This is a genomic window from Arthrobacter sp. NEB 688 (genome assembly GCF_013201035.1).
In the GTDB taxonomy this organism is placed as follows: domain Bacteria; phylum Actinomycetota; class Actinomycetes; order Actinomycetales; family Dermatophilaceae; genus Phycicoccus.
Genome location: NZ_CP053707.1, coordinates 3,335,764 through 3,356,753 on the forward strand (window position 1 = coordinate 3,335,764; position 20,990 = coordinate 3,356,753).

Here is a 20,990-nt window from a genome sequence, read left to right on the forward strand (position 1 = left end):
ACTGGTGGTGCGCCCCGTCGCGGGCGCGTCCTGCCCCCGAGACGGAAGGAGGTCGCCGATGGGATTCCTCGACAGCGCCAAGGAGAAGCTCACCGAGCTGGCCGAGCAGCACCCGGACCAGGTCGAGTCGCTGAGCGACCAGGCCATCGAGCGCGGCGGCGACGCCGTCGACTCGCTGACCGGCGGCAAGTACGCCGACCAGGTCGACAGCGCCCAGACCCGGGCCGACGGAGCCATCGGCGGGCACTGAGCCGACCCGAGGCCGCGAGACCCCCGACCGAACGACCGGTCGGGGGTCTCGTCCGTTCGGTCACGGTGTCGTCGGGGTTCGGTCAGGAACGCGTGTCGGGGGCCCGGATCGGCCGCCCTGAGCGCGTCCCGGGCCCTATGGTCGACAGGCCCCCGCCCCCCGACCGACGAGAGGACCTCCTGTGTCGCACTGGCACTCCGGTCTGCCGAAGCTCGACATCGAGCCCTTCGACCCGACGCCGCTCTACGACGCCGTGAGGTCCACGCAGGCCGAGCAGGCCGTCGTGACACGTCGGCGCCGGTCGGCCCTGCGCGTCGTCGGTGGGCTCACGATCGTCTTCGGGGTCTGCCTCGCGGCCGGCTGGGCGGTCAGCGCCCTGCTCTGAGGGCGAGCCCCCGGCCGACCCTCGTCGCGGTCGAGGTGAAATGGGACCCCCTCGTGGTCGGGTTCCACCTCGACCCGCGTGGCGCCGAGGGCGCAGGACGCCCCCCGACGCTCAGGCCGAGCAGACCGGGGCGGCCACCGGGGCCGGTCGACCCACGGCGGGCATCCCGAGGGACACGGCGGGCTTGCCGGGGACCGGCGCGTCCTGCAGCGCGGCCCAGGCGTCGCCGCCCGAGGTGCGGCGCAGGGCGTAGGTCCCGCCCTGCACCCCGCTGTCGGCGACGAGGTGGTGCGGCGCCCCGTAGGTGACCGCCACGGTCACGACGTCACCGGGCCGCGGGCGCTCGGCGCCGTCCGGCACGGCGAAGTGCACGAGCCGGTTGTCGCGCGCGCGCCCGCTCATCCGGGCCGTCTCGCCGTCCTTGCGCCCCTCGCCCGGGGAGACGAGCACCTCGACCTCACGACCCTCGACCCGCCGGTTCTCCGCCCACGAGACGCGCTCCTGGAGCTCGATGAGCCGGTCGAAGCGCTCCTGGACGACGGCCTTCGGCACCTGGTCCGCCATCGTCGCGGCCGGGGTGCCGGGGCGGATCGAGTACTGGAAGGTGAAGGCGCTGGAGAACCGCGAGGCCTCGACGACGCGGAGGGTCTCGGCGAAGTCCTCCTCGGTCTCGCCGGGGAAGCCGACGATGAGGTCGGTCGTGATGGCGGCGTCCGGGATGGCCGCGCGGACGCGGTCGATGATCCCGAGGAACTTCTCGCTGCGGTAGCTGCGGCGCATCGCCTTGAGCACCCGGTCCGACCCGGACTGCAGCGGCATGTGCAGGCTCGGCATGACGTTGGGCGTCTGCGCCATCGCCTCGATGACGTCGTCGGTGAAGGCCGCGGGGTGGGGGCTGGTGAAGCGCACGCGCTCGAGACCGTCGATCTCGCCGCAGGCGCGCAGCAGCTTGCCGAACGCGAGCCGGTCGCCGAACTCGACGCCGTAGGTGTTGACGTTCTGGCCGAGCAGCGTCACCTCGACGACGCCCTGCGCGACGAGGGCCTCGATCTCGGCGAGGACGTCGCCGGGGCGGCGGTCCTGCTCCTTGCCGCGCAGGCTCGGGACGATGCAGAACGTGCAGGTGTTGTTGCAGCCCACCGAGATCGACACCCAGCCGGCGAACGCGGAGTCGCGCCGGGTCGGGAGCGTGGAGGGGAAGGTCTCGAGCGACTCGAGGATCTCGACCTCGGCGCGCTTGTTGTGTCGCGCGCGCGCGAGCAGCGCCGGGAGGCTGCCGATGTTGTGCGTCCCGAAGACGACGTCGACCCACGGGGCGCGCTTGACGATGGTCTCGCGGTCCTTCTGCGCCATGCAGCCGCCGACGGCGATCTGCAGGTCGGGGTTCGCGGTCTTCGCCGGGCGCAGCTGCCCGAGGTTGCCGTAGAGCTTGTTGTCGGCGTTCTCGCGCACCGCGCAGGTGTTGAAGACGACGACGTCGGCGACGTCGGGACGCTCGGCGTCCGGGACGCTCGCGAGGTCGACGTAGCCGGCGGTCTCGAGCAGGCCGGCGAGGCGCTCGGAGTCGTGGACGTTCATCTGGCACCCGTGGGTGCGCACGTCGTAGGTCTTGGCAGCAGTCATGGCCCGTCAAGGGTACGCGTCGCGCCCACCGGCTCGGTCACGCCGGCGACGGGCGGGCGCACGGCGGAGGCGAGCAGCGCCGCCCACCCGAGGCCCACCCCGAGGGCGAGCACGACCTCGCTCACCGTCGAGTAGCCGAGGACCAGGCGCGAGGCCGCGAGGACGACCACGACGGCCCCGGCGCCCGTCCACGCGGCGACCCGGCCGGCCCACGGCAGGGCCGGGCCGGCGAGGACGACGGCGAGCGCGAGGGCGGTGAGGACGACGGGCAGCTGGTTGAGGAAGAGGTAGCGCTCCGCCCCCAGCTCGGCCGGGCCGCGCACCGCCCCGGCCACCCACTTCGTCGCGAGCGCGAGGGCGACGAGCCCGCCGACGCCGACGGCGGCGCGCACCCGGGCCTCGGCACCCGGGGAGGCGCGCAGCACGACGGTCAGGGCGACGACGACGGCCGCCGAGACGACGAACGGGGTGCGCAGCACCTGGACCACGGTGTCGGCCCAGCCCGCCACCGCGGACGAGGAGTGCCCGGCGAACCAGGCCCCGACCGGGCCGTCGAGCGAGCGCAGCCCGGTCCGGCCGACGGCGAAGGCGGCGACCACGGTGGTCAGCACCCCGACGAGGACGGCGGCCGCGGACCACACGAGCGCCGAGAGCACCTGCCCGCGCCGGCCACCGGTCAGCCCGCCGGTCCGCTCCTCGACCCGGCAGCGCGCGACGCTCCCGAGGGCCGCCGCCGCCCGGGCCGAGGGGGCGCTGCGCCACTCGGGGTGCATCGCGACCGACCGCCCCAGCCAGGCGAGGGCCAGGACGAGCCCGGCGAGCACCCCGACCGAGACCATCGCGCGGCCGAGCAGGGCGCTCACGGCGTCCCAGCTCGACCCGGCGAGGTGGCCGAGGAGGGTGAGCGAGACCGCCCACGCGGCGGCCGCGGGGACGCTCGCCCGGGCGAAGCGCCGCCACGGCGTCCCCGTCATCCCGATGATGCGCGGCACGAGGGTGCGGGCGACGACGACGAACTGGGCGACGACGACGGCCTGGGTGCCGCGCCGCGCGAGCAGGTCGTCGGCGAGGGCCCACCGGCTCTCGCCGACGCGCAGCCCGAGCCGTGAGGTCCGCACGGCCGCCCCGCCGTCACGCCCCGCGCGCCAGCCGAGCGAGGTGCCGGCGACCGCCGCACCCACCGCGAGGACGTAGACGACCGGCGCCGGCACCGCCCCGACGCCGGCGAGCACCCCGAGGCCGATGACGGCCGTCGTGCCCGGCAGGAGCATCCCGAGCACCGTGCCGGACTCGGCGAGCACCGACGCGGCGAGCAGCACCGCGAGGGGCCACGCGGGCAGCGAGCCGAGGACGTCGGTCAGCACGCGCCCAGCGTGGCACGCGACGGCCGGTGCGCGGGAGGCCCTCCCGCTCAGGCGAGACGCGTGAACGTGACCTTCACCCCGAGCGCGGCGGTGGCCCGCCCCGAGTAGATGCCCTTGAAGGGCGGCACGTCGTCGTAGTCGCGGCCGCGCGCGACGACGACGTGGTCGTCGGCGACGGCCGTGCCGTTCGTCGGGTCGGCCGGCACCCAGGCGTCGTCCCAGAGCTCGACCCACGCGTGGCTCTCGCCGGTCGCGCTCTCGCCGACCTCCAGGTCGCGGCGGGGCACGAGGTAGCCGGACACGTACCGCGCCGGGATGCCGAGCGCCCGCAGCGCCCCGACGGTCACGTGGGCGAAGTCCTGGCAGACGCCGGCGCGCTCCCGCCACGCCTCCTCGCCGGTGCTGTGGACGGCGGTCGCGCCGGGGCGGTACTCCATCGCCTCGCGGACCCGGGCGCACACGGCGTCGGCGGCCTCCCGGGGCGAGCCGAGCCCGCGCACCGACTCGACGAGCTCGGCGATGCCGTCCCCGACGCGCGTGCGGTCGGAGACCATGAGCCACTCGTAGAGGCGGTCCTGGACGGCGGGGTCGCGGACCGTCGCCCACGTGCAGGTCGCCGACGGCGGCGGGGTGCTGGAGCGCTCGACCGTCGAGATCGCCTCGATGTCGAGCCGGTCGTGCTGCGCGAGGCTCTCCATCGCCATGACGTGCGCGCCCCAGTGGTCGCGGTAGACGTGGCTCCACGTCATCGGCCGGATGCGGATGCGGTTCTCGAGCGTCGTCTGCCCGGCCTCGTTCGGCGGGGTCATCCGCACCTCGTTGTGCGCGGCGCGGACCGGCCCGTCGTAGACGAGCGAGGTCGTGTGGACGATGCGGTAGCGGCGCACGTCAGACCACGTCCCTCGTCCAGGTCGGCAGCGGGCCGGCCTGGAAGTAGCGGGCGGCGATCGCCGTCGACGCCGCGGTGACGGCCGCCTGCACACGGAGCATCTGCGCCGGCAGGTCGGCGATGACCTCGGCCGTCGAGCGGTACTCGAGCGAGGTGCGCACGCGCCCGAGCTGGCGACGGGCCTCGTCCGAGACGCCGATGCGCTCGGCCTGCGGCGGCGAGAGCGCCTCGAGCCGGCGCTCGGCCTCGAGCAGCGAGAAGAAGACCGACCGGGGGAACTCGCGGTCGAGGACGAGGAACGCGGCGGCGCGGTCGTCGCTGAGGAGACCGCGCTGGCTGCGCATGAACGCCTGCTGCGCACCGCAGCTCGACAGCACGACCGACCACGGCGCTCCCCCGCCGGGCAGGCCGCCGGTGGCCACGAGGCGCGCCGTCATGTCGGCCCGCTCGATGCTGCGCCCGAGCACGAGGAAGTCCCACGCCTCGTCGTGCGACATCGTCGAGTCCGCGATGCCGGCGACGAACGCAGCCCGCTCGCGCACCCACGACAGGTGCCGCTCCGTGACCCCCGCGCGGCCGAAGCCGTTCCAGCGGTGCCACGTCGTGTTGATGCCCTCCCACAGCTCCGTCGAGAGGGTCTCGCGGGCGCGCCGGGCGTTCTCGCGGGCGGCGAACCACGCGCCGCTGATCGAGCTCGGGTTGGTGCGGTCGAACACGAGCGAGGCGCCGACGTCGTCGAACGAGACCGGGCCCTCGTGCGGCAGGCCCATGATCACCGACAGGACGGTGCGCGCGGCCTCGGCCTCGACCGCGACGGGGTCCTCCAGCAGCTGCAGCCGCAGGACGTCGACGATGCGGGCGGTGCCGTCGGCGCGCTCGGTGTAGCGCCCGATCCAGAACAGCGACTCCGCGATCCGGCTCAGCATCGGGTCGCTCCCCCGTCGTCCGGACGGCCCTGCTGCTGCTGTTGCTGCTGGGCGCGCATGCTGTCCTCGAGCGAGGCGGTCGGGGCGCTCATGACGACGACCTCCCGGTTGTCGGGGTGCGCGGCGGACGCCGGCGGGACTCCGCGGCGGTCGGAGAGGACCCACGTGTCCTTCGACCCGCCACCCTGGCTGGAGTTGACGACGAGCTCGCCCTCGGGCAGCGCGACGCGGGTGAGCCCGCCGGGCAGGACGCGCACGCGGTCGCCGTCGTTGACCGCGAAGGGGCGCAGGTCGACGTGGCGCGGCGCGAGCCGGCCGTCGATGAGCGTCGGCACGGTCGAGAGCTGGACGACGGGCTGGGCGATCCACCCGCGGGGGTCGCGGCGGATGGCCTCGCGCACCCGGTCGAGCGTCGCCCCGTCGGCGCGCGGGCCGACGACGAGCCCCTTGCCGCCGGAGCCGTCGACGGGCTTGACGACCATCTCGTCGAGGTGGGCCAGCACGTGCTCGAGGCCGGCGTCGTCGGCGCAGCGGTAGGTGTCGACGTTGGGCAGGATCGGGTCCTCGTCGAGGTAGAAGCGGATGAGCTCGGGCAGGTAGCTGTAGATGAGCTTGTCGTCGGCGACGCCGTTGCCGATCGCGTTGGCCACCGTGACGCGGCCGGCGCGCATCGCCGAGACGAGGCCGGCGGCCCCGAGGACCGAGTCGCCGCGGAAGTGCACGGGGTCGATGAACTCGTCGTCGACGCGGCGGTAGATGACGTCGACCGGCCGGTCGCCCGTCGTCGTGCGCATCCGCACCTGCCCTCCGACACAGACGAGGTCGCGCCCCTCGACCAGCTCGACGCCCATCATCCGGGCGAGGAGGGCGTGCTCGAAGTACGCGCTGTTGAAGACGCCGGGGGTGAGGACCACGACGGTCGGGTCGCTGGCACCGTCGGGGGCCGCGGCGCGCAGGGCGTCGAGGAGCATCCGCGGGTAGTCGTGCACCGGCCGGATGCGCATCGTCGCGAACGCCTCGGGGAAGACGTTGGCCATCGCGCGGCGGTTGGCGATGACGTAGCTGACCCCGGACGGCACGCGGACGTTGTCCTCGAGGACGCGGAAGGTGCCCTGCTCGTCGCGGATGAGGTCGACCCCGGAGACGTGCACGCGCACGCCGTTGGTGGGCCGGATGCCCATGACCGCCCGGTGGTAGTGGCTCGAGCTGGCGATGAGGCGCCACGGGAGGATGCCCTCGTGGACCGCGCGCGGGATCTCGCCCTCGCGCGAGTAGATGTCGTCGAGGAACGACTCCAGCGCCGTGACCCGTTGCTGCACACCGGACTCGATGACCTGCCACTCGTGGGCGCTGATGACCCGGGGCACCGCGTCGAGGGGGAAGGGACGTTCCTCCCCGGCGTAGTCGAAGGTGACGCCCTGGTCGAGGTAGGAGCGCGCGAGGATGTCCGCCCGCTCGCGCAGCGTCGTCCCCGTCGTCGAGCGCAGGGTGTGGAAGACGGCCTTGTACGGCGTCCTCGGCTCGTGCGGGGCCGCGAGCATCTCGTCCCACGGTCCGCCGCCGAGCCGGTAGCCGTCGAACAGGCTGCCCGTGGCCTCGGTGCTGGTCGGCTCGGTCACGGGCCGAACCTAGGACGAAACGGTGACCGTGTCATCACGGACGTGTCTCGGCCGTGTTTCCGGACGGAGGGCGCGGGGGCGCGGCGGCGCGAGCCGGGCGGGGAAACCGGCGAGGGGCGCGGATGCGTCCCCGCCCTCCGCCGACTTCCCCGTCATCGCCGCGAGGGCGCCGGACCTCGGCCCGGTGCGCCCGCCCCGTCGCGACCGGGGTGTTCGCGGATGCCGTCAGGTCGACCGCGAGGGCGGTCTAAGCACCGGGTCTCTGGGCGACCTGTCGCAGGAGCGCGTACACCTCGGGCATCCCTCGCTCGGTCCAGTCCCGCGCCTGGACGAGCACCTGTGACTGCCCACTGGCCGCGTCCTCCTCCCACATCTCCACACGAATCTCTGCTTCTCGCCGCTGGCTCGCGTCCAGAAGCCGTGGGAGCTCGGTCCGGAGCCGCGGCAGATCCTGCGCGACCTCCAGCACGAAGCAGTGGGACGGAGGGGGAAACCGCTGGTCGGAGAGGTCGACGCCGCGCCGGAAGCCCACTCCGGAGAGCCTGCACTCCCGGAGGTCGTTTCCCGTGACCCTGTTGCGTGAGCGACCGAACGCCTGCGCCTCCCAGGCCGAGGGCTGCGCACTGAGCACGGCCTCCTCGATCGTCCCCGAGAAGGAGCAGCGCACGAACTCTGCCGCACCCGAGATGAACCGGGAGATGCGCACCGCATCGAAGCGACAGTCCTCGAAGAGCACGTTGCCCGGGGTCACGGACCGGATGTCGCTGTCAGCGAAGAGGCAGCCTCGAAAGACCGTCTGCTGCACGCCGGACCCGAACTTCGCCTCACCGGTCAGACCGACGAACTGACAGTCTTCGAAGGAGCTCTCGACGACCGTGAGCTCCCCGTCCACGACATGCCGAACCCCGACCTCGGACACGTGCCGGAGCACGAGCCCGGTCACTGACGTCCTCCGTCGACGGCTCGGTCCCTGCTCGCACCAGCCGGAGCCCACACCGTTGCGCACCCACCCATGGCGTGACCCTAGGTCCCTCCGCACGCCTTCGCGGCGGGCCGCGCGGTCCCGCGCCATTCTCGGCACGGTTGGGTCGACGGTGTCCTCGTCGCGTCGCGGCGGCACCCCTGGCGTGACCGTCACGGCTGCCGCCCTCGATGGGCGCTCCGCGCTGGTGGCCCTGGGCGCCTGAGCTCGGCCCCCGCGTCCGGTGACGGCGTGAGCGGGCACCGGGTCACCCGCGCGCCCCGGCGTCGGCCACAATGAGCGGTGCACCGACCGAGCGACGACGAGGAGCCGCCATGTCCGAGGGAACCGTCCGCTGGTTCGACGCCGACCGAGGCTTCGGCTTCATCGCGCTCGGCGAGGGCGAGGAGGACCTCTACGTCCACGCGTCCGACGTCGTCGGCGACGAGCGCACCAAGCAGCTGCGCGAGGGTCAGGTCGTCGAGTTCGAGGTCGCCGAGGGCGACCGGGGCCCGCTGGCCCGCCACGTCCGGGTCATCTCCGACGTGAGCGCCGACGCGCCCGTGGGCGAGCTCGGCACCGTCGCCTGGTACGAGCCCTCGAAGGGCTACGGCTTCGTGACGGCCGACGCCGGTGGTGCCGAGGTCTTCGTGCACGCCTCGGCCATCGTCGTCGGCGGCGTCCTGACGGAGGGCCAGCGCGTCGCGCTGCTCGTCGTCGACGGCGAGAAGGGCCCGCAGGCCGACGTCCTCATCCCCCTCGGGCCGGAGGCCGCCGGGCCCGCCGGTGGCGCCGCGGCGTCCGACGGGGCTGACGGCACCGTCACCTGGTACGACTGGGACAAGGGCTTCGGCTTCATCACCCCCGAGGCGGGCGGCGCGGACGTCTTCGTCCACGCCCGCGAGCTGGCCGGCGGCCTCGACGAGCTGGAGGAGGGCGACCGGGTGACCTTCGACGTCGCCCAGGGCGAGAAGGGACCCCAGGCGCGTGGCGTGCGGCTGGTCGGCGGTGGCGGCGGCGGTGCACCGCGCCGCGCTCCGGCGGCGGCTCCGTCCCGCGGACGCTCCGGTGGCCAGAAGCCCTCGTCCGCGCCGGCGCGCGGTGGCGAGGGTGTCGTCGCCCGCTACGACGAGGAGCGCGGCTTCGGCTTCATCTCCCCCGACGCCGGCGGCGCGGACCTCTTCGTCCACGTCTCGGTCATCCGGGGCAGCGACCCCCTCTACCCGGGCGACCGGGTCCGCTACCAGGTGCGACAGAGCGACCGAGGACCCCAGGCCGACCGCGTCGAGCGGGTCTGAGCCCGACGCTCAGCGGTTGCCGTCGAGGTAGTACGAGCCCCACACGACGTTGTCCAGCCGCTGCGTGCGCGGCAGGTACTGCCGCGGGTCACGGACCCGGCCGCACCGCACGCACTCGAGCGCGATGATCATCGGCTCCTCACGGTTGGGGTGCAGGGTCCGGTCGTGGTGCACACCGGCCCAGCACCGCGCCGAGGCTCGACCGCCGCAGCGCACCGCGACCAGCTCCCAGCGCAGCCTCGGCGCGCCCGCGAGCACCGACACCGCGTAGCCCAGCCGACGCCGGGCGGGCATCGCGAACAGCTCGGCGTCGAGCTCGTCGGCGTAGCGCCACCGGGAGGCGACGGGGAGGAGCCGCACCGCGCAGCCCAGCAGCAGGCGGGCCGCCCGCGTCGTCACGACGTCCCCCCGAGCGCCGGACGGCCGGCCATCCGGCCCCGCAGCCTGGCCCGTCGAGCCTGGGCTGACGCCAGGGCAGCGGCCGCCTCGCGGACGCCGGACGCGGTGAGGCGGTAGAAGCGCCGGCGGGGACGACCGACGCCGGCGGGGTCGACGTCCTCCCACCCGCTCTCGAGCCACCCGGCTCCCTCGAGGCGCGCGAGGATCGGGTGGACCGTCCCGCTCGCCAGGCCCGCGTGCGAGCCGATCTCGAGCCCGTAGCGGGCGACGTCCGGGTCCTCCACGAAGACCTCGAGGACGGCCCGCGTGGGTCCGGTCATCTTTGGACCTCGCTGTTCCATGGTCTACCTCTACCTAGGGGTCGGCCCAAGTGTCCATCCCCGCGGGACACGCGTCGGCCGCGCCGGCGACCGGTGCGCGCCCAGCTGCGCTCATGCCCCACGGCCGGGGGGCTGCAGGCACCCGGAACTCGCTGGCCCGCAGGCCCCCCGCGCCCTAGCCTGCCCGGGTGCCGAGCACCCACCCGCCGCCCGTCGTCCTCTCCCCCGTCGACGCCACCACGTGGCGAGCCGTCGCCGCGCTCCGGGTCGCCCCGGAGCAGGAGGCCTTCGTGGCCGCGCCGTTGCACTACCTCGCGCTCTGCGCGTACGGCGGGGTGTGGTCGGCGCTGGCGGCGAGCGTCGAGGACGAGGTGGTCGGGTTCCTCATGCAGGGCGTCGACGACGAGGACGGGAGCGTCTGGCTCGGCGGCATCCTCGTCGACGCCCGGCACCAGGGGCGGGGTGTCGGGCGGGCGATGGTCACCGCGGCGCTCGACCGGTGGGCCGCACAGGCGGCCGGTGCGGGTTTCGCCCTGACCTACGACCCGGCCAACACGCGGGCGGCCGGGCTGTACCGGTCGCTCGGCTTCGTCGAGACCGGCGAGGTCGACGACGACGAGGTCGTCGCCCGCCGTCCCGCCGCGGGCTGACCCCGACCGCCGGAACGCTGCGGGCGCCGGACCCGTTGCACCGGTACCGACGAGAGGACCCGCGTGCGCACGCTGCTCAACATCATCTGGTTCGTCTTCGGGGGCTTCTGGCTCGCCCTCGGCTACGCCCTCGCCGGGGTCGTGCTCTGCGTCCTCGTCGTGACCTTCCCGCTGGGGGTGGCGTCGCTGCGGATGGCCAGCTACGCGCTGTGGCCGTTCGGTCGGGCGGTCGTCGAGAAGCCCGGCGCCGGAACGGGATCCGTGCTGCTCAACATCGTCTGGATCGTGCTCGCCGGATGGTGGCTCGCCCTCGGGCACCTGGCGACGGCGGTCGCGCAGGCCGTGACGATCATCGGCATCCCGTTGGCGATCGCCAACCTCAAGATGCTGCCGGTCTCGCTCGTGCCCTACGGCAAGGAGATCGTGCGCACGGACGCGCTGCCACCCGGCCGGCGTCCGCTGCACTCGCTCTGACCCGGCGCCTCGGGCCGAGGGGTCAGTCGCGCCGGTGCTCCGGCGCCTCACGGACGGCCTCGCGCACCAGGCGCATCGTCACCTCGGCGTCGTAGCCCTTGCGGGCGAGCATTCCGGCGAGGCGGCGGGTCTGGACGTGCGGCTCGAGCCCGTGCATCGTGCGCATCTTCTTCGCGACGAGCGCCCGCGCCCGCTCCTCCTCGTCGTGCGGGTCCACCTCCGCGAGGGCCTCGGCGGCGGTGTCGTCGTCGACGCCCTTGCGGCGCAGCTCCTGACGCAGGGCGCGGCGGGCCAGGCCGCGCCCGACCTGCTGGGAGCGGACGAGCATCCCCGCGTAGACGCCGTCGTCGACGAGGCCGACCTCCTCCATCCGGTCGAGGACGGCCGCGGCCACCTCGTCGGGGCACTCCTTGCGCCGGAGCACGTCCTCGAGGTGACGCCGGCTGCGCGGCGCCGCCGTCAGCTGGCGCAGCACGATCTGCCGGGCCCACTCGTGCGGGTCCGGCTCGCTCCCCCGCGTCCGCGGGTCGGCCTCGGGGTCGGCCGGCCGGCCGCGTGAGGCGGCGCCCCGGGCCGAGCGACCCCCGCGCCCCTCGCCCCGTCCGGCGCGCGAACGCCCACCGGGACGGCGGCGGGTGGCGCCGCCTGCGCCGTCACCACCGGCCGAGCCGTCGTCGGCGGGCCCCGGTTCGGTCTCGGACCCCGACCACGACGTGCCCCCGGGTGTCTCGCCGGCGAGCACCGCGCGGAGGTCGTCGAGGGACGGGGTCGGCCCCACCGCCCACTCGGGCGGCGGGGCCGAACCGTCACTGAACGCCATCGGCGTCGACCTCAGAAGTCGACCGGCACGTCCGGCACGGCCTCGAGCTCGGGCTTGACCCCGACCCCGAGCTTCTCCTTGATCTTGCGCTCGAGCTCGTCGGCGAGCTCCGGGTTGTCCTTGAGGAACGCGCGGGCGTTCTCCTTGCCCTGGCCGAGCTGGTCGCCGTCGTACGTGTACCAGGCACCGGCCTTGCGGACGAAGCCGTGGTCGACGCCCATGTCGATGAGGCCGCCCTCGCGGGAGATGCCCTGGCCGTAGAGGATGTCGAACTCGGCCTGCTTGAACGGCGGGCTGACCTTGTTCTTGACGACCTTGCAGCGGGTGCGGTTGCCGACCGGGTCGGTGCCGTCCTTGAGAGTCTCGATGCGCCGGACGTCGAGGCGGACGGAGGCGTAGAACTTGAGCGCCTTGCCACCGGTCGTCGTCTCGGGCGAGCCGAACATGACGCCGATCTTCTCGCGGAGCTGGTTGATGAAGATCGCCGTCGTGCCGGTCGTGTTGAGGGCACCGGTGATCTTGCGCAGCGCCTGCGACATGAGGCGGGCCTGCAGGCCGACGTGGCTGTCGCCCATCTCGCCCTCGATCTCGGCGCGGGGCACGAGCGCCGCCACGGAGTCGATGACGATGATGTCGAGCGCGCCGGAGCGGATGAGCATGTCGGCGATCTCGAGCGCCTGCTCACCGGTGTCGGGCTGGGAGACGAGGAGCGCGTCGGTGTCGACACCGAGCTTCTTCGCGTACTCCGGGTCGAGCGCGTGCTCGGCGTCGATGAACGCCGCGATGCCGCCGGCCTTCTGCGCGTTGGCGACCGCGTGCAGCGCGACCGTCGTCTTACCGGAGGACTCCGGGCCGTAGATCTCGACGACACGGCCGCGGGGCAGGCCCCCGATGCCGAGCGCGACGTCGAGCGCGATCGAGCCGGTGGGGATGACGGCGATCGGCGGGCGGACGTCGTCGCCGAGGCGCATGACCGCGCCCTTGCCGTGCTGCTTCTCGATCTGGGCCATCACCGAGGCGATGGCCTTGTCCTTCTCGCTGCCGTTGGCCGCGGCCACCGGGTTGGGCATCACGCTTCCGCGAGATCCAGCCATGTCACACCAGTCCTTCGTGTCGTCATCCGAGCGCGCCTACCGGCGACCTGGCCCCCGCCGTCGGTCTCGTCGCGAGGTCTGGGTCAGACGCTAGGCGGAGGCACCGACACCGGTCACGGGTCGCCGTGGGACCTGTGGACGAGTGCTGTCGGAGCCACCACCTGTGGACGAGCATAGGCGAACACGTGTTCGACCTCGGGAGGGCGCGCCACGACACGCCGGGCGTCGGCGCGCACCCTCAGCCCTGCGGGACCGCGACGCCCCACATGGCCGCCACGTGCCGGACGTCGGTGCCGCAGCACCCGCCCAGCACGCGCATCGCCGGCAGCCGCCGGCTCAGGTCCGACTGGTCGGCCGCCAGGCGGGACGGGTCGCCGTCGTCGAGCTCCTCGGCCGCGTCGAGCTCGGCGTGGCTCATCGTCGAGGCGTTGACCCGCGTGCCGAGCACCCGGCGCACCCACTCCCCCTCGTCGAGGGCCGGCACGACGTGGGTGGGGTGGGCGCAGTTGACGACGAAGTGCTCGGGCGCGGCGGCGGCGTCGACGGCCGCCACCGCCGCGGCGAGGGGCGTCCCGTCGGGCAGCCGACCGTCGGTCTCGACGGTGAAGCCGACCGAGACGGGCACCCCGGCCTCGCGCGCCGCGAGGACGACACCGATGCCCTCGGCCGCCGTCGTCAGGGTGAGCGCCGACACGAGGTCGGCGCCGGCGTCCGCGAAGGCGCGCACCTGGGGCAGGTGGTAGTCGCGCGCCTCCTCGGGGTCCGGGGCGTCCCCCGCGACGTACCCGTCGCCGCGGGGCCCGACCTGCCCGGCCACGAGGACGGCCCGGACGTCGTACCCGTGGGCCAGCTCCCGCAGGAAGCGGACCGCGTCGGCGTTGACCCGGGCCGCTGCCGACCCGTCGTACCCGACCCGTTCGGCCCAGTCGGTGTTCGCCCGCCACGTCGGGGACTCGAGCAGGAGCCCGGCCCCGGCGGCCGCCGCGACCGCGGCGTACCCGTCGTAGTAGCGCGCCAGGAGGTCGCGCCCGGCGGCGTCGTCCAGCAGCGGGAAGGCGGCGAACTCGGGCAGGTCGACCCCGTGGTGGAAGACCAGGTCGGTCTCGAGCCCGCCGTCGGTGACGAAGCCGCGCAGCGTGGGGTCGTGCAGGACCGCGAGCGGCCCGGTGCTCTCCATCCCCCGCAGTGTCCTCCCCGGCCAGGCGCGGGGGAAGCCCTCAGGTGAGCAGCAGCGTCGCGATGCGTCGCGCCGTGCCCCAGACCCCCAGGGCCCCGAGCACGACGAGGTAGCCGACGTGCCAGAGCAGCCCCCACGAGACCTCGCCCAGCATCAGCCCGCGCTCCAGGGCGACCCCGTGGTAGAGCGGCGTCAGCCCGACGAGCCACTGCACGGCCTCGGGGTAGGTCGAGAGCGGGAAGAAGGTCGCCGAGAAGAGGAACATCGGCTGGACCGCGAGCGTGACGTAGTCGAAGTGCTGCCACGAGCTCATGAACGTCGTCGCGAACATCCCGACCGCCCCGAAGGCCAGCCCGACGAGCACGGCGGCGGGCACGGCGAGCAGCGCCCACCACGAGTGGACGAGGCCGGCGACCCAGGCGACGACGAGGAACATCGCCGAGTACAGGGCGCCGCGCGAGAGCGACCAGAGGATCTCGCCGACCGCGATGTCGCGCGGGGACAGCGGCGTCGCGAGCATCGCGTCGTAGAGCTTCTGGTAGCGCAGCTTGAAGAAGACGTTGTACGTGCTGTCGGCGATCGCCCCGTTCATCGCCGACGCCGCGAGCAGCGCGGGCGCGATGAACTCGGCGTACGGGACGACGGTGCCGGAGTCGGTCGTGACCGTCCGCACGAGCGCGCCGAGCCCGACCCCGATCGAGAACAGGTAGAAGACCGGCTCGACGAACCCGCTGAGCAGCAGCAGCCACGCACGCCGGAACGCGGTGACGTTGCGCATGAGGACGTACCGCGCCAGGCCGATGCCCGCCGGGGCCGGGACGGCGCGCGCCGCCCGCGCCAGGGTGCCGGCACTCACGACAGCAGCCTGCGGGTGAAGGAGCGGTGGGCCAGCACGGCGCCGACGCCGACGTAGAGGGTGAGCACCGCGAGGTGCCCGGCGCCGGCCCAGCCGGGCCAGACGCCCTCGGACGCGTCGCGCGAGAGCTCGACCCCGTGCCAGAGCGGCGTGACCCAGGCGAGCGGCTGCATCCACGCGGGCAGCTGGTCGACGGGGAAGAAGGTGCCGGAGAAGAGCATCAGCGGGGTCATGACGAACCGGAAGAGGATGCTGAAGCCGTTGTCGTTGTCGAGCCACGCCGCCAGGGCGAAGGTCGGGACGGAGAACGCCATCCCGGTGAGGACGGCGACGGGAACCGCGAGCAGCACCCACCAGGAGCCGAACGCCCCGAAGGGCGCCGCGACGAGGAGGAAGATCAGCGTCGCCACGCCGAGCTGCAGCGCGACGACGAGCAGGTGCCCCCAGAGGACCTCCCCCACGCGCAGCGGCGTCGAGAGCATCGCGGAGTACATCCGGTTCCACTTGATGTAGCCCATGACGGCGTACGTCGAGTCGCCGAAGGCGAGCATCATCGCCTGCATCGCGAGGATGCCCGGGACGACGAAGCGCAGGTACGGCAGGCCGTCGACCCCGCCGGCGCGCTCGTCGACGAGGGCCCCGAGGCCCAGGCCCATGGAGAGCAGGAAGAACAGCGGCGAGACGAAGCGCCCGATGACCGAGCCCTTCCAGGTGCGCCGGTAGACGGCCAGGTGGTGGGCCATGACGGCGCCGAGCCGCTCGCCGCGCGTCGTGGGGCGGCGCGGGCCGGGGCCGAGACGGCCGCTCGGGGCGTCGGCGAGCACGGGACCGCGGGCGGTCGGGCCGGGGGCGGTGGGCGCGGACATCAGTCGACGAGCGAGCGGCCGGTGAGGTGGAGGAAGACGTCCTCGAGCGTGGAGCGGCGCACGAGCGAGGACAGCGGGCGCACGCCGCGCTCGTGGAGCCGGGCGAGCGCCTCGTCGCCGTCGGCGGTGTAGGCGAGGAGGCGGTCGGGCAGCTCCTCGACGCGCTCGGCGACGGCCCGCGCGGCGTCGACGTGCCGCTCCTGCTCGTCGACCGGGAAGCGCAGCTCGACGACCTCGCGCGTGGAGTAGGTGTCGATGAGCTCGCGCGGGCTGCCCTCGGCGACGATCCGGCCGTGGTCCATGACGACGAGGCGGTCGCACAGCTGCTCGGCCTCGTCCATGTAGTGCGTCGTGATGATGAGCGTGACGCCCTCGCGCTTGAGCCGGTACAGGCGGTCCCAGAGGACGTGGCGCGCCTGGGGGTCCAGGCCGGTCGTCGGCTCGTCGAGCAGGAGGACCTCGGGGTCGTTGACGAGCGCCCGGGCGATGGTCAACCGACGCTTCATCCCGCCGGAGAGCGGCTCGACGCGGTCGTGGCGGCGCTCGGTCAGCTGGGCGAAGTCGAGCAGCTCGTCGGTGCGGGCGCGGACCTCCTTGCGCGAGAGGCCGAAGAAGCGCCCGTAGACCCAGAGGTTCTCCTCGACGGAGAGGTCCTCGTCGAGCATGTCCTGCTGCGGGCAGACGCCGAGCCGGGCCCGGATGGCGGCGCCGTCGGCGGCGGGGTCCATCCCGAGGATGCGCAGCTCGCCGCCCGAGACCGGGGAGACGCAGCCGACCATCTTCATCGTCGAGGACTTGCCGGCGCCGTTGGGCCCGAGGAACCCGAACGCCTCGCCGCGCAGCACCTGCACGTCGATGCCGTCGACGGCCGTGAAGTCGCCGAAGCTCTTGGTCAGCCCCCGGGCCTGCAGCAGGACGTCGTCGCTCACGGGGGTGACGCTAGCCGAGGCCTCCGACGTCGTCGCGCGATATTCGCGACCCACCTGTGCACGCGTCCGGCCCGGGACGCCCTGACAGGACGGGTGTCAGCGCAGGTCAGCGGCCTGACAGCCGGTGTCAGGACGTCCGGGGACACCGCCGGCGCGCGGACGCCGCCCCGGACGACCAGCGTGGCCGCACCACCCCTCGCCGTCCTCAGGAGGACCCCGTGCCCCACCGCCCCACCCGCCGCGCCGCGCTGGCCGGCGCCGTCGTCGCCCCGCTGGGCCTCGCCCTCGGCGCCCCGAGCGCCGCGGCCGCCGGCACGGTCGACATGGAGTCCGTGGTGCTCGCCGCCCAGGTCGACCCGCGCCGCCCGGACAGCGCCCTGACCACCGGCGCGGGCCCGAGCGTGCGGCTCGTCGAGCGGGCCCTCGCCGACCGCGGCCTCCTCGACCCCGCGTACGTCGACGGCCACTTCGGCACCCTCACCGTCTCGGCGTACGCGGCCTGGCAGCGCTCGCTCGGGTACGGCGGCCTCGCGGCCAACGGCCTGCCCGGACGCTCGTCGCTCACCTCGCTCGGCGAGGGCCGCTGGAGCGTCGTGCGGCCGCTCTCCCCCGGCTCGAAGGTGACCTTCCGCGACGTCACGGTGAACACCCGGACCCGCTCGATGCTGCTCGCGGCCGAGTCGCGCGCCGGGCGCACCCTCGTGCTCGAGCAGGGTTCCTACAACCCCGGGGGCGACCCGACGTCGGCCGGCACCCACGACGGCGGCGGCACGCTCGACCTCGACGCCGAGGCCCTCGGCACGACGGCGCGCACGGCCGTCGTCCGCGCGCTGCGCGAGGTCGGGTTCGCCGCGTGGCTGCGCTCGCCCTCGCAGGGCGACTGGCCCTGGCACGTCCACGCCGTCGCGATGAGCGACACCGACCTCTCGAGCGCCGCCCAGCACCAGGTCGGCGACTACCACCTCGGCCGCAACGGCCTCGCCAACCGCGGCCCCGACGACGGGCCCCGCGTCACCATCCGGACCTGGGAGGAGTACCAGCGACTGTCGTGACCCCCGGGGGCCCTGCCCCCACCCCGGGCGGCCGCGACCGCGGCGCCCGTCCACCCCCTGTCAGGAGGACCTGATGAGCACCACCCTCAAGAAGGTCGCGGCGAGCGCCGCGGCCGCCCTCGCCGCGACGACGGCGTTCGTCGCCGCGAGCAGCCCCGCCCAGGCGGCCTCGCGTGACGGCGTCTGCGACACCGGCGAGCTCTGCCTCTACTACAACAGCGACAACGCCGGCGCGATCAGCGACTTCACCACCTCGATCGCCGACTACGGCACCACCCAGCCCTCCTGCTACGACTTCAAGACCGACAAGGCCGGCCACGGCCTGTGCGTCAAGAACGAGGCCGCCTCCGTCTGGAACCGCACCGGCAAGAGCGTCACCGTCTACTTCAACAGCGACTTCGCCGGCGCCTCCCAGACCTTCACCGACGGCACCAAGGCCAACCTCAACGCCACCCTCAAGAACAACAACGCCTCCCACCGCATCGGCAGCGGCGGCGGCTCCTCGTCGGGCTTCCTCCTGCCCTTCCCCTGCGGCGAGACCTGGGAGGGCCAGACCCGCAGCAACCACAGCCCGTCGCTCGCGGTCGACTTCAACCACTACCCCGACGACCTCGGATGGAAGGTGTACGCCTCCGCCCCGGGCACCGTGACGACCGTCGCGAACCTCGGCAACACCTCGTACGGCCGCTACATCGTCATCTCGCACGCGGGCGGCTACAAGACCTACTACGCCCACCTCAGCTCGCAGGACGTGTCGGTCGGCCAGAGCGTCACCGCGACGACGATGATCGGTCGCGTCGGCAGCACCGGCGGGTCGACCGGCCCGCACCTGCACTACGAACAGCGCCTCAACGGGACCGTCGTCAAGGCCACCTTCAAGGACGGCAGCCCGGCGTACCCGAACAACACGACGAACCTCCAGCGCAAGCAGTCGTGCCCGTGAGCACGCTGACCCGCGCCCGCTGGGCCGCGGTGGCCGGGGCGGTGGTCGTCGCGACGGGTGTCGTGGCGACCCCCGCCCAGGCGGCCTCACGTGACGGCGTCTGCGACACCGGCGAGTTCTGCCTCTACTACAACAGCGACAACGCCGGGGCCGTCAGCGACTTCACCACCTCCGTCGCCGACTACGGCACCACCCAGCCCTCCTGCTACGACTTCAAGACCGACAAGGCCGGCCACGGCCTGTGCGTCAAGAACGAGGCCGCCTCCGTCTGGAACCGCACCGGCAAGAGCGTCACCGTCTACTTCAACAGCGACTTCGCCGGCGCCTCCCAGACCTTCACCGACGGCACCAGGGCCAACCTCAACGCCACCCTCAAGAACAACAACGCCTCCCACCGCATCGGCGACGGCGGCGCGGGTGGCAGCTGCACGACGGACGGCACGAACACGAGGCTCCCGTCGACGATCCTCGTCTACCGCACCTCGCTCGGCCGGGTCGACCGGGTGGACTTCAGGACCTACGTGAAGAACGTCCTGCCGAACGAGTGGGTCAGCTCCTGGCCCGCGGCCTCGCTCGACGCCGGCGCCACCGCGGTCAAGAGCTACGCCTGGTACTGGGCGCTGCACTCGACCCGCAAGACCCCCTCCGGCGCCTGCTACGACGTGCGCGACGACACCGGCGACCAGGTCTACCGGCCGGGCTCGGCGGTCAGCTCGACGAGCGCGGCCGTCGACCGCACGTGGTCGGTGCGGATGACCCGTGACGGGTCGGTCCTGCGGGCCCACTACTGCGCCACGTCCACGGCGTGCTCGGCGTGGGTGACCGGTGACTGGCTCTCGCAGAACGGCTCCCGCGACATGGCGAACGCCGGCAAGGGGTACCGGGCCATCCTCACGTACTACTACCGGGGCATCACCCTGTCCTGACCGGACGCGCCCGGACCGGAGGCCTCTCCCACCACCCGTGTGGGGGAGGCCTCCCCATCGACCTCCCCGCTCCCCGGGTGGCAGTCTCGCCACGCGTCGGTAGCCTCGGGCTCGGCGCACCGACGCCACCGGGACGAGGGGAGAGCCATCGTGACCGACGCCGACCGGTCCGCTCGCAGCGCGGCCGTCAGCGCCTTCGCCGAGCACCTGCGCGAGGTCCGCGAGGCCGCGGGCACACCGTCGTACCGGGCGATGGCCGCGCGCTCGAGCGCCATCTCGCACACGACGCTGCACGAGGCGGCCCGGGGGCACCGCCTGCCGACGTGGGAGACGGTGCGCGAGTACGTCCGTGCGTGCGACGCCGACCTCGAACCGACCCGTGCCGCGTGGGACGCCGCCCACCACGTCGTGGCCCCCGGCTGCCCGGGACAGGACCGGTCGCCGGCGCCGGTCGACGCCGTCCCGTCGGACGCCGCACCGCCCGCGCCGACCACGCCACCTGCGCCGACCGCGCCGGCCCTGCCGGTCGTGGAGGTGCCGCCGACGGGGTCGCCGACGGACCAGCCGGAGCCCCCGCTCGGGGCGACCCCACGTCGTGGCGTCCTCCACCGGGCCCTCACCCTGGCCGGGGTGGCGGCCGCGGTCGCCCTCGTCGCCGCCGTCGTCTCCTCGCTGACCACCCCCGACGGCCTGACCGGCACCGGGGTCCAGCGGGCCGCGGCCGTGGGCACGGGGGCCCTCGTCGCCGCGCCCCTGCCCACCCCGGCCCGCTGCCCCGTCCAGCAGCCCAACCCGCCGGCCGCCGAGCCCGCCCACCCCGGCGACCTCGCGGTGTTCGTCGGGGACGCGACGCTCCCCGACTGCTCGGTCGTCGAGCCCCGGAGCACGAGCACCAAGGTCTGGCGGCTGAAGAACGCCGGCACCCGGCCGTGGGTCGGCTACCGGCTGCAGCGCGTCGGCGGCGCCCCGTCCGCGCAGGACTGCCAGACCATCACGCACGTCCCGGTGCCCGACACCGCACCCGGCGACGTCGTCGAGGTCGCGACCGCCGTCACCGCGCCGGCCACGGGCACGTTCTGCATCGGCCGGTTCAAGCTGACCGACGCCACCGGGGCCGTCGCCTTCCCCGGCAGCCGCCCCGTCACCTACCAGCTCGTCGTGCGCTGAGG

The 20,990-nt window shown here is 74.1% G+C and carries 23 protein-coding genes; 9 read left to right on the top strand and 14 right to left on the bottom strand.

Annotated features, from left to right (window positions below):
* Positions 1 to 58 precede the first annotated feature (58 nt).
* Both HL663_RS15690 and HL663_RS15695 read left to right on the top strand, forming a co-directional pair.
* Positions 59 to 250: an antitoxin gene (locus HL663_RS15690; protein ID WP_173029240.1), complete on the top strand. Its 192-nt coding sequence runs from the start codon at positions 59 to 61 to the stop codon at positions 248 to 250.
* 181 nt (positions 251 to 431) lie between these two features.
* The gene (locus HL663_RS15695; protein ID WP_173029241.1) at positions 432 to 635 is read left to right on the top strand and encodes a hypothetical protein; all 204 of its coding nucleotides are present in this window, start codon (positions 432 to 434) and stop codon (positions 633 to 635) included.
* A 111-nt stretch (positions 636 to 746) separates the two neighbouring features.
* Here the strand turns inward: HL663_RS15695 and miaB are convergent, their stop codons facing one another.
* The 6 genes from miaB to HL663_RS15725 all read right to left on the bottom strand — a co-directional run bounded on the left by miaB (position 747) and on the right by HL663_RS15725 (position 7,999).
* Complete coding sequence (gene miaB / locus HL663_RS15700; protein ID WP_173029242.1) at positions 747 to 2,258, bottom strand: tRNA (N6-isopentenyl adenosine(37)-C2)-methylthiotransferase MiaB; 1,512 nt, start codon at positions 2,256 to 2,258, stop codon at positions 747 to 749.
* Positions 2,255 to 3,622, bottom strand: a complete 1,368-nt coding sequence (locus HL663_RS15705) for a DedA family protein (protein ID WP_173029243.1) — start codon at positions 3,620 to 3,622, stop codon at positions 2,255 to 2,257. Before HL663_RS15705 ends, miaB begins: the two co-directional genes overlap by 4 nt.
* A 47-nt stretch (positions 3,623 to 3,669) precedes the next feature.
* Positions 3,670 to 4,509, bottom strand: coding sequence for a transglutaminase family protein (locus HL663_RS15710; RefSeq protein ID WP_173029244.1), 840 nt, complete (start codon positions 4,507 to 4,509; stop codon positions 3,670 to 3,672).
* A gap of 1 nt (position 4,510) precedes the next feature.
* Positions 4,511 to 5,437, bottom strand: coding sequence for an alpha-E domain-containing protein (locus HL663_RS15715; protein WP_173029245.1), 927 nt, complete (start codon positions 5,435 to 5,437; stop codon positions 4,511 to 4,513).
* Positions 5,431 to 6,978: a circularly permuted type 2 ATP-grasp protein gene (locus HL663_RS15720; RefSeq protein WP_173030217.1), complete on the bottom strand. Its 1,548-nt coding sequence runs from the start codon at positions 6,976 to 6,978 to the stop codon at positions 5,431 to 5,433. The genes HL663_RS15715 and HL663_RS15720 overlap by 7 nt, the downstream gene beginning before the upstream one ends.
* Positions 6,979 to 7,303: 325 nt before the next feature.
* On the bottom strand, positions 7,304 to 7,999 hold the full coding sequence (locus HL663_RS15725) for a hypothetical protein (RefSeq protein WP_173029246.1): 696 nt from the start codon (positions 7,997 to 7,999) through the stop codon (positions 7,304 to 7,306).
* Positions 8,000 to 8,352: 353 nt separating this feature from the next.
* On the opposite strand from HL663_RS15725, the gene HL663_RS15730 reads away from it, so the two are divergent.
* The gene (locus HL663_RS15730; protein WP_173029247.1) at positions 8,353 to 9,315 is read left to right on the top strand and encodes a cold-shock protein; all 963 of its coding nucleotides are present in this window, start codon (positions 8,353 to 8,355) and stop codon (positions 9,313 to 9,315) included.
* Positions 9,316 to 9,324: 9 nt separating this feature from the next.
* Here the strand turns inward: HL663_RS15730 and HL663_RS15735 are convergent, their stop codons facing one another.
* Both HL663_RS15735 and HL663_RS15740 read right to left on the bottom strand, forming a co-directional pair.
* On the bottom strand, positions 9,325 to 9,714 hold the full coding sequence (locus HL663_RS15735) for a hypothetical protein (RefSeq protein WP_173029248.1): 390 nt from the start codon (positions 9,712 to 9,714) through the stop codon (positions 9,325 to 9,327).
* Entirely contained in the window at positions 9,711 to 10,034 is a 324-nt protein-coding gene (locus tag HL663_RS15740; RefSeq protein WP_173029249.1) for a PadR family transcriptional regulator, read from the bottom strand. The genes HL663_RS15735 and HL663_RS15740 overlap by 4 nt, the downstream gene beginning before the upstream one ends.
* 188 nt (positions 10,035 to 10,222) lie before the next feature.
* On the opposite strand from HL663_RS15740, the gene HL663_RS15745 reads away from it, so the two are divergent.
* Both HL663_RS15745 and HL663_RS15750 read left to right on the top strand, forming a co-directional pair.
* Positions 10,223 to 10,684 (top strand): GNAT family N-acetyltransferase, encoded by a 462-nt coding sequence (locus HL663_RS15745; RefSeq protein ID WP_173029250.1) that lies wholly within the window; start codon positions 10,223 to 10,225, stop codon positions 10,682 to 10,684.
* A 63-nt stretch (positions 10,685 to 10,747) separates the two neighbouring features.
* On the top strand, positions 10,748 to 11,158 hold the full coding sequence (locus tag HL663_RS15750; protein ID WP_173029251.1) for a YccF domain-containing protein: 411 nt from the start codon (positions 10,748 to 10,750) through the stop codon (positions 11,156 to 11,158).
* A 22-nt stretch (positions 11,159 to 11,180) separates the two neighbouring features.
* Here HL663_RS15750 and HL663_RS15755 read toward each other — a convergent pair whose 3' ends face one another.
* From HL663_RS15755 to HL663_RS15780, 6 genes are all read right to left on the bottom strand, one after another.
* Entirely contained in the window at positions 11,181 to 11,978 is a 798-nt protein-coding gene (locus tag HL663_RS15755) for a regulatory protein RecX (protein WP_173029252.1), read from the bottom strand.
* An 11-nt stretch (positions 11,979 to 11,989) separates the two neighbouring features.
* Positions 11,990 to 12,988, bottom strand: coding sequence for a recombinase RecA (gene recA, locus HL663_RS15760; RefSeq protein WP_502709049.1), 999 nt, complete (start codon positions 12,986 to 12,988; stop codon positions 11,990 to 11,992).
* Positions 12,989 to 13,310: 322 nt separating this feature from the next.
* Positions 13,311 to 14,249, bottom strand: a complete 939-nt coding sequence (locus tag HL663_RS15765) for a homocysteine S-methyltransferase family protein (RefSeq protein ID WP_173029254.1) — start codon at positions 14,247 to 14,249, stop codon at positions 13,311 to 13,313.
* Positions 14,250 to 14,289: 40 nt separating this feature from the next.
* A complete protein-coding gene (locus tag HL663_RS15770; RefSeq protein ID WP_286175708.1) occupies positions 14,290 to 15,105 on the bottom strand; it encodes an ABC transporter permease in 816 nt (271 codons plus the stop codon).
* Positions 15,102 to 15,971: an ABC transporter permease gene (locus tag HL663_RS15775; protein WP_173029255.1), complete on the bottom strand. Its 870-nt coding sequence runs from the start codon at positions 15,969 to 15,971 to the stop codon at positions 15,102 to 15,104. Before HL663_RS15775 ends, HL663_RS15770 begins: the two co-directional genes overlap by 4 nt.
* Positions 15,971 to 16,900, bottom strand: a complete 930-nt coding sequence (locus HL663_RS15780) for an ABC transporter ATP-binding protein (protein ID WP_173029256.1) — start codon at positions 16,898 to 16,900, stop codon at positions 15,971 to 15,973. Before HL663_RS15780 ends, HL663_RS15775 begins: the two co-directional genes overlap by 1 nt.
* Positions 16,901 to 17,118: 218 nt before the next feature.
* On the opposite strand from HL663_RS15780, the gene HL663_RS15785 reads away from it, so the two are divergent.
* The 4 genes from HL663_RS15785 to HL663_RS15800 all read left to right on the top strand — a co-directional run bounded on the left by HL663_RS15785 (position 17,119) and on the right by HL663_RS15800 (position 20,988).
* Positions 17,119 to 17,952, top strand: coding sequence for a peptidoglycan-binding domain-containing protein (locus HL663_RS15785; RefSeq protein ID WP_286175710.1), 834 nt, complete (start codon positions 17,119 to 17,121; stop codon positions 17,950 to 17,952).
* Between the two features lie 73 nt (positions 17,953 to 18,025).
* Positions 18,026 to 18,895 (top strand): peptidoglycan DD-metalloendopeptidase family protein, encoded by an 870-nt coding sequence (locus tag HL663_RS15790; RefSeq protein ID WP_173029257.1) that lies wholly within the window; start codon positions 18,026 to 18,028, stop codon positions 18,893 to 18,895.
* Entirely contained in the window at positions 18,892 to 19,821 is a 930-nt protein-coding gene (locus HL663_RS15795) for a SpoIID/LytB domain-containing protein (RefSeq protein WP_173029258.1), read from the top strand. Before HL663_RS15790 ends, HL663_RS15795 begins: the two co-directional genes overlap by 4 nt.
* Before the next feature lie 150 nt (positions 19,822 to 19,971).
* Positions 19,972 to 20,988 carry an NBR1-Ig-like domain-containing protein gene (locus HL663_RS15800; RefSeq protein WP_173029259.1) on the top strand — a complete coding sequence of 339 codons (1,017 nt, stop codon included), beginning with the start codon at positions 19,972 to 19,974 and terminating at the stop codon, positions 20,986 to 20,988.
* Positions 20,989 to 20,990: the final 2 nt, after the last annotated feature.

Bases quoted from the DNA above. Each gene is read 5' to 3' on its own strand.
- HL663_RS15765 (WP_173029254.1), bottom strand. From the start codon at position 14,249: ATGGAGAGCACCGGGCCGCTCGCGGTCCTGCACGACCCCACGCTGCGC.
- HL663_RS15715 (WP_173029245.1), bottom strand. From the start codon at position 5,437: ATGCTGAGCCGGATCGCGGAGTCGCTGTTCTGGATCGGGCGCTACACC.
- HL663_RS15755 (WP_173029252.1), bottom strand. From the start codon at position 11,978: ATGGCGTTCAGTGACGGTTCGGCCCCGCCGCCCGAGTGGGCGGTGGGG.
- HL663_RS15730 (WP_173029247.1), top strand. From the start codon at position 8,353: ATGTCCGAGGGAACCGTCCGCTGGTTCGACGCCGACCGAGGCTTCGGC.
- HL663_RS15690 (WP_173029240.1), top strand. From the start codon at position 59: ATGGGATTCCTCGACAGCGCCAAGGAGAAGCTCACCGAGCTGGCCGAG.
- recA (WP_502709049.1), bottom strand. From the start codon at position 12,988: ATGGCCCAGATCGAGAAGCAGCACGGCAAGGGCGCGGTCATGCGCCTC.
- HL663_RS15775 (WP_173029255.1), bottom strand. From the start codon at position 15,971: ATGTCCGCGCCCACCGCCCCCGGCCCGACCGCCCGCGGTCCCGTGCTC.
- HL663_RS15790 (WP_173029257.1), top strand. From the start codon at position 18,026: ATGAGCACCACCCTCAAGAAGGTCGCGGCGAGCGCCGCGGCCGCCCTC.
- miaB (WP_173029242.1), bottom strand. From the start codon at position 2,258: ATGACTGCTGCCAAGACCTACGACGTGCGCACCCACGGGTGCCAGATG.
- HL663_RS15720 (WP_173030217.1), bottom strand. From the start codon at position 6,978: ATGCTCGCGGCCCCGCACGAGCCGAGGACGCCGTACAAGGCCGTCTTC.
- HL663_RS15740 (WP_173029249.1), bottom strand. From the start codon at position 10,034: ATGACCGGACCCACGCGGGCCGTCCTCGAGGTCTTCGTGGAGGACCCG.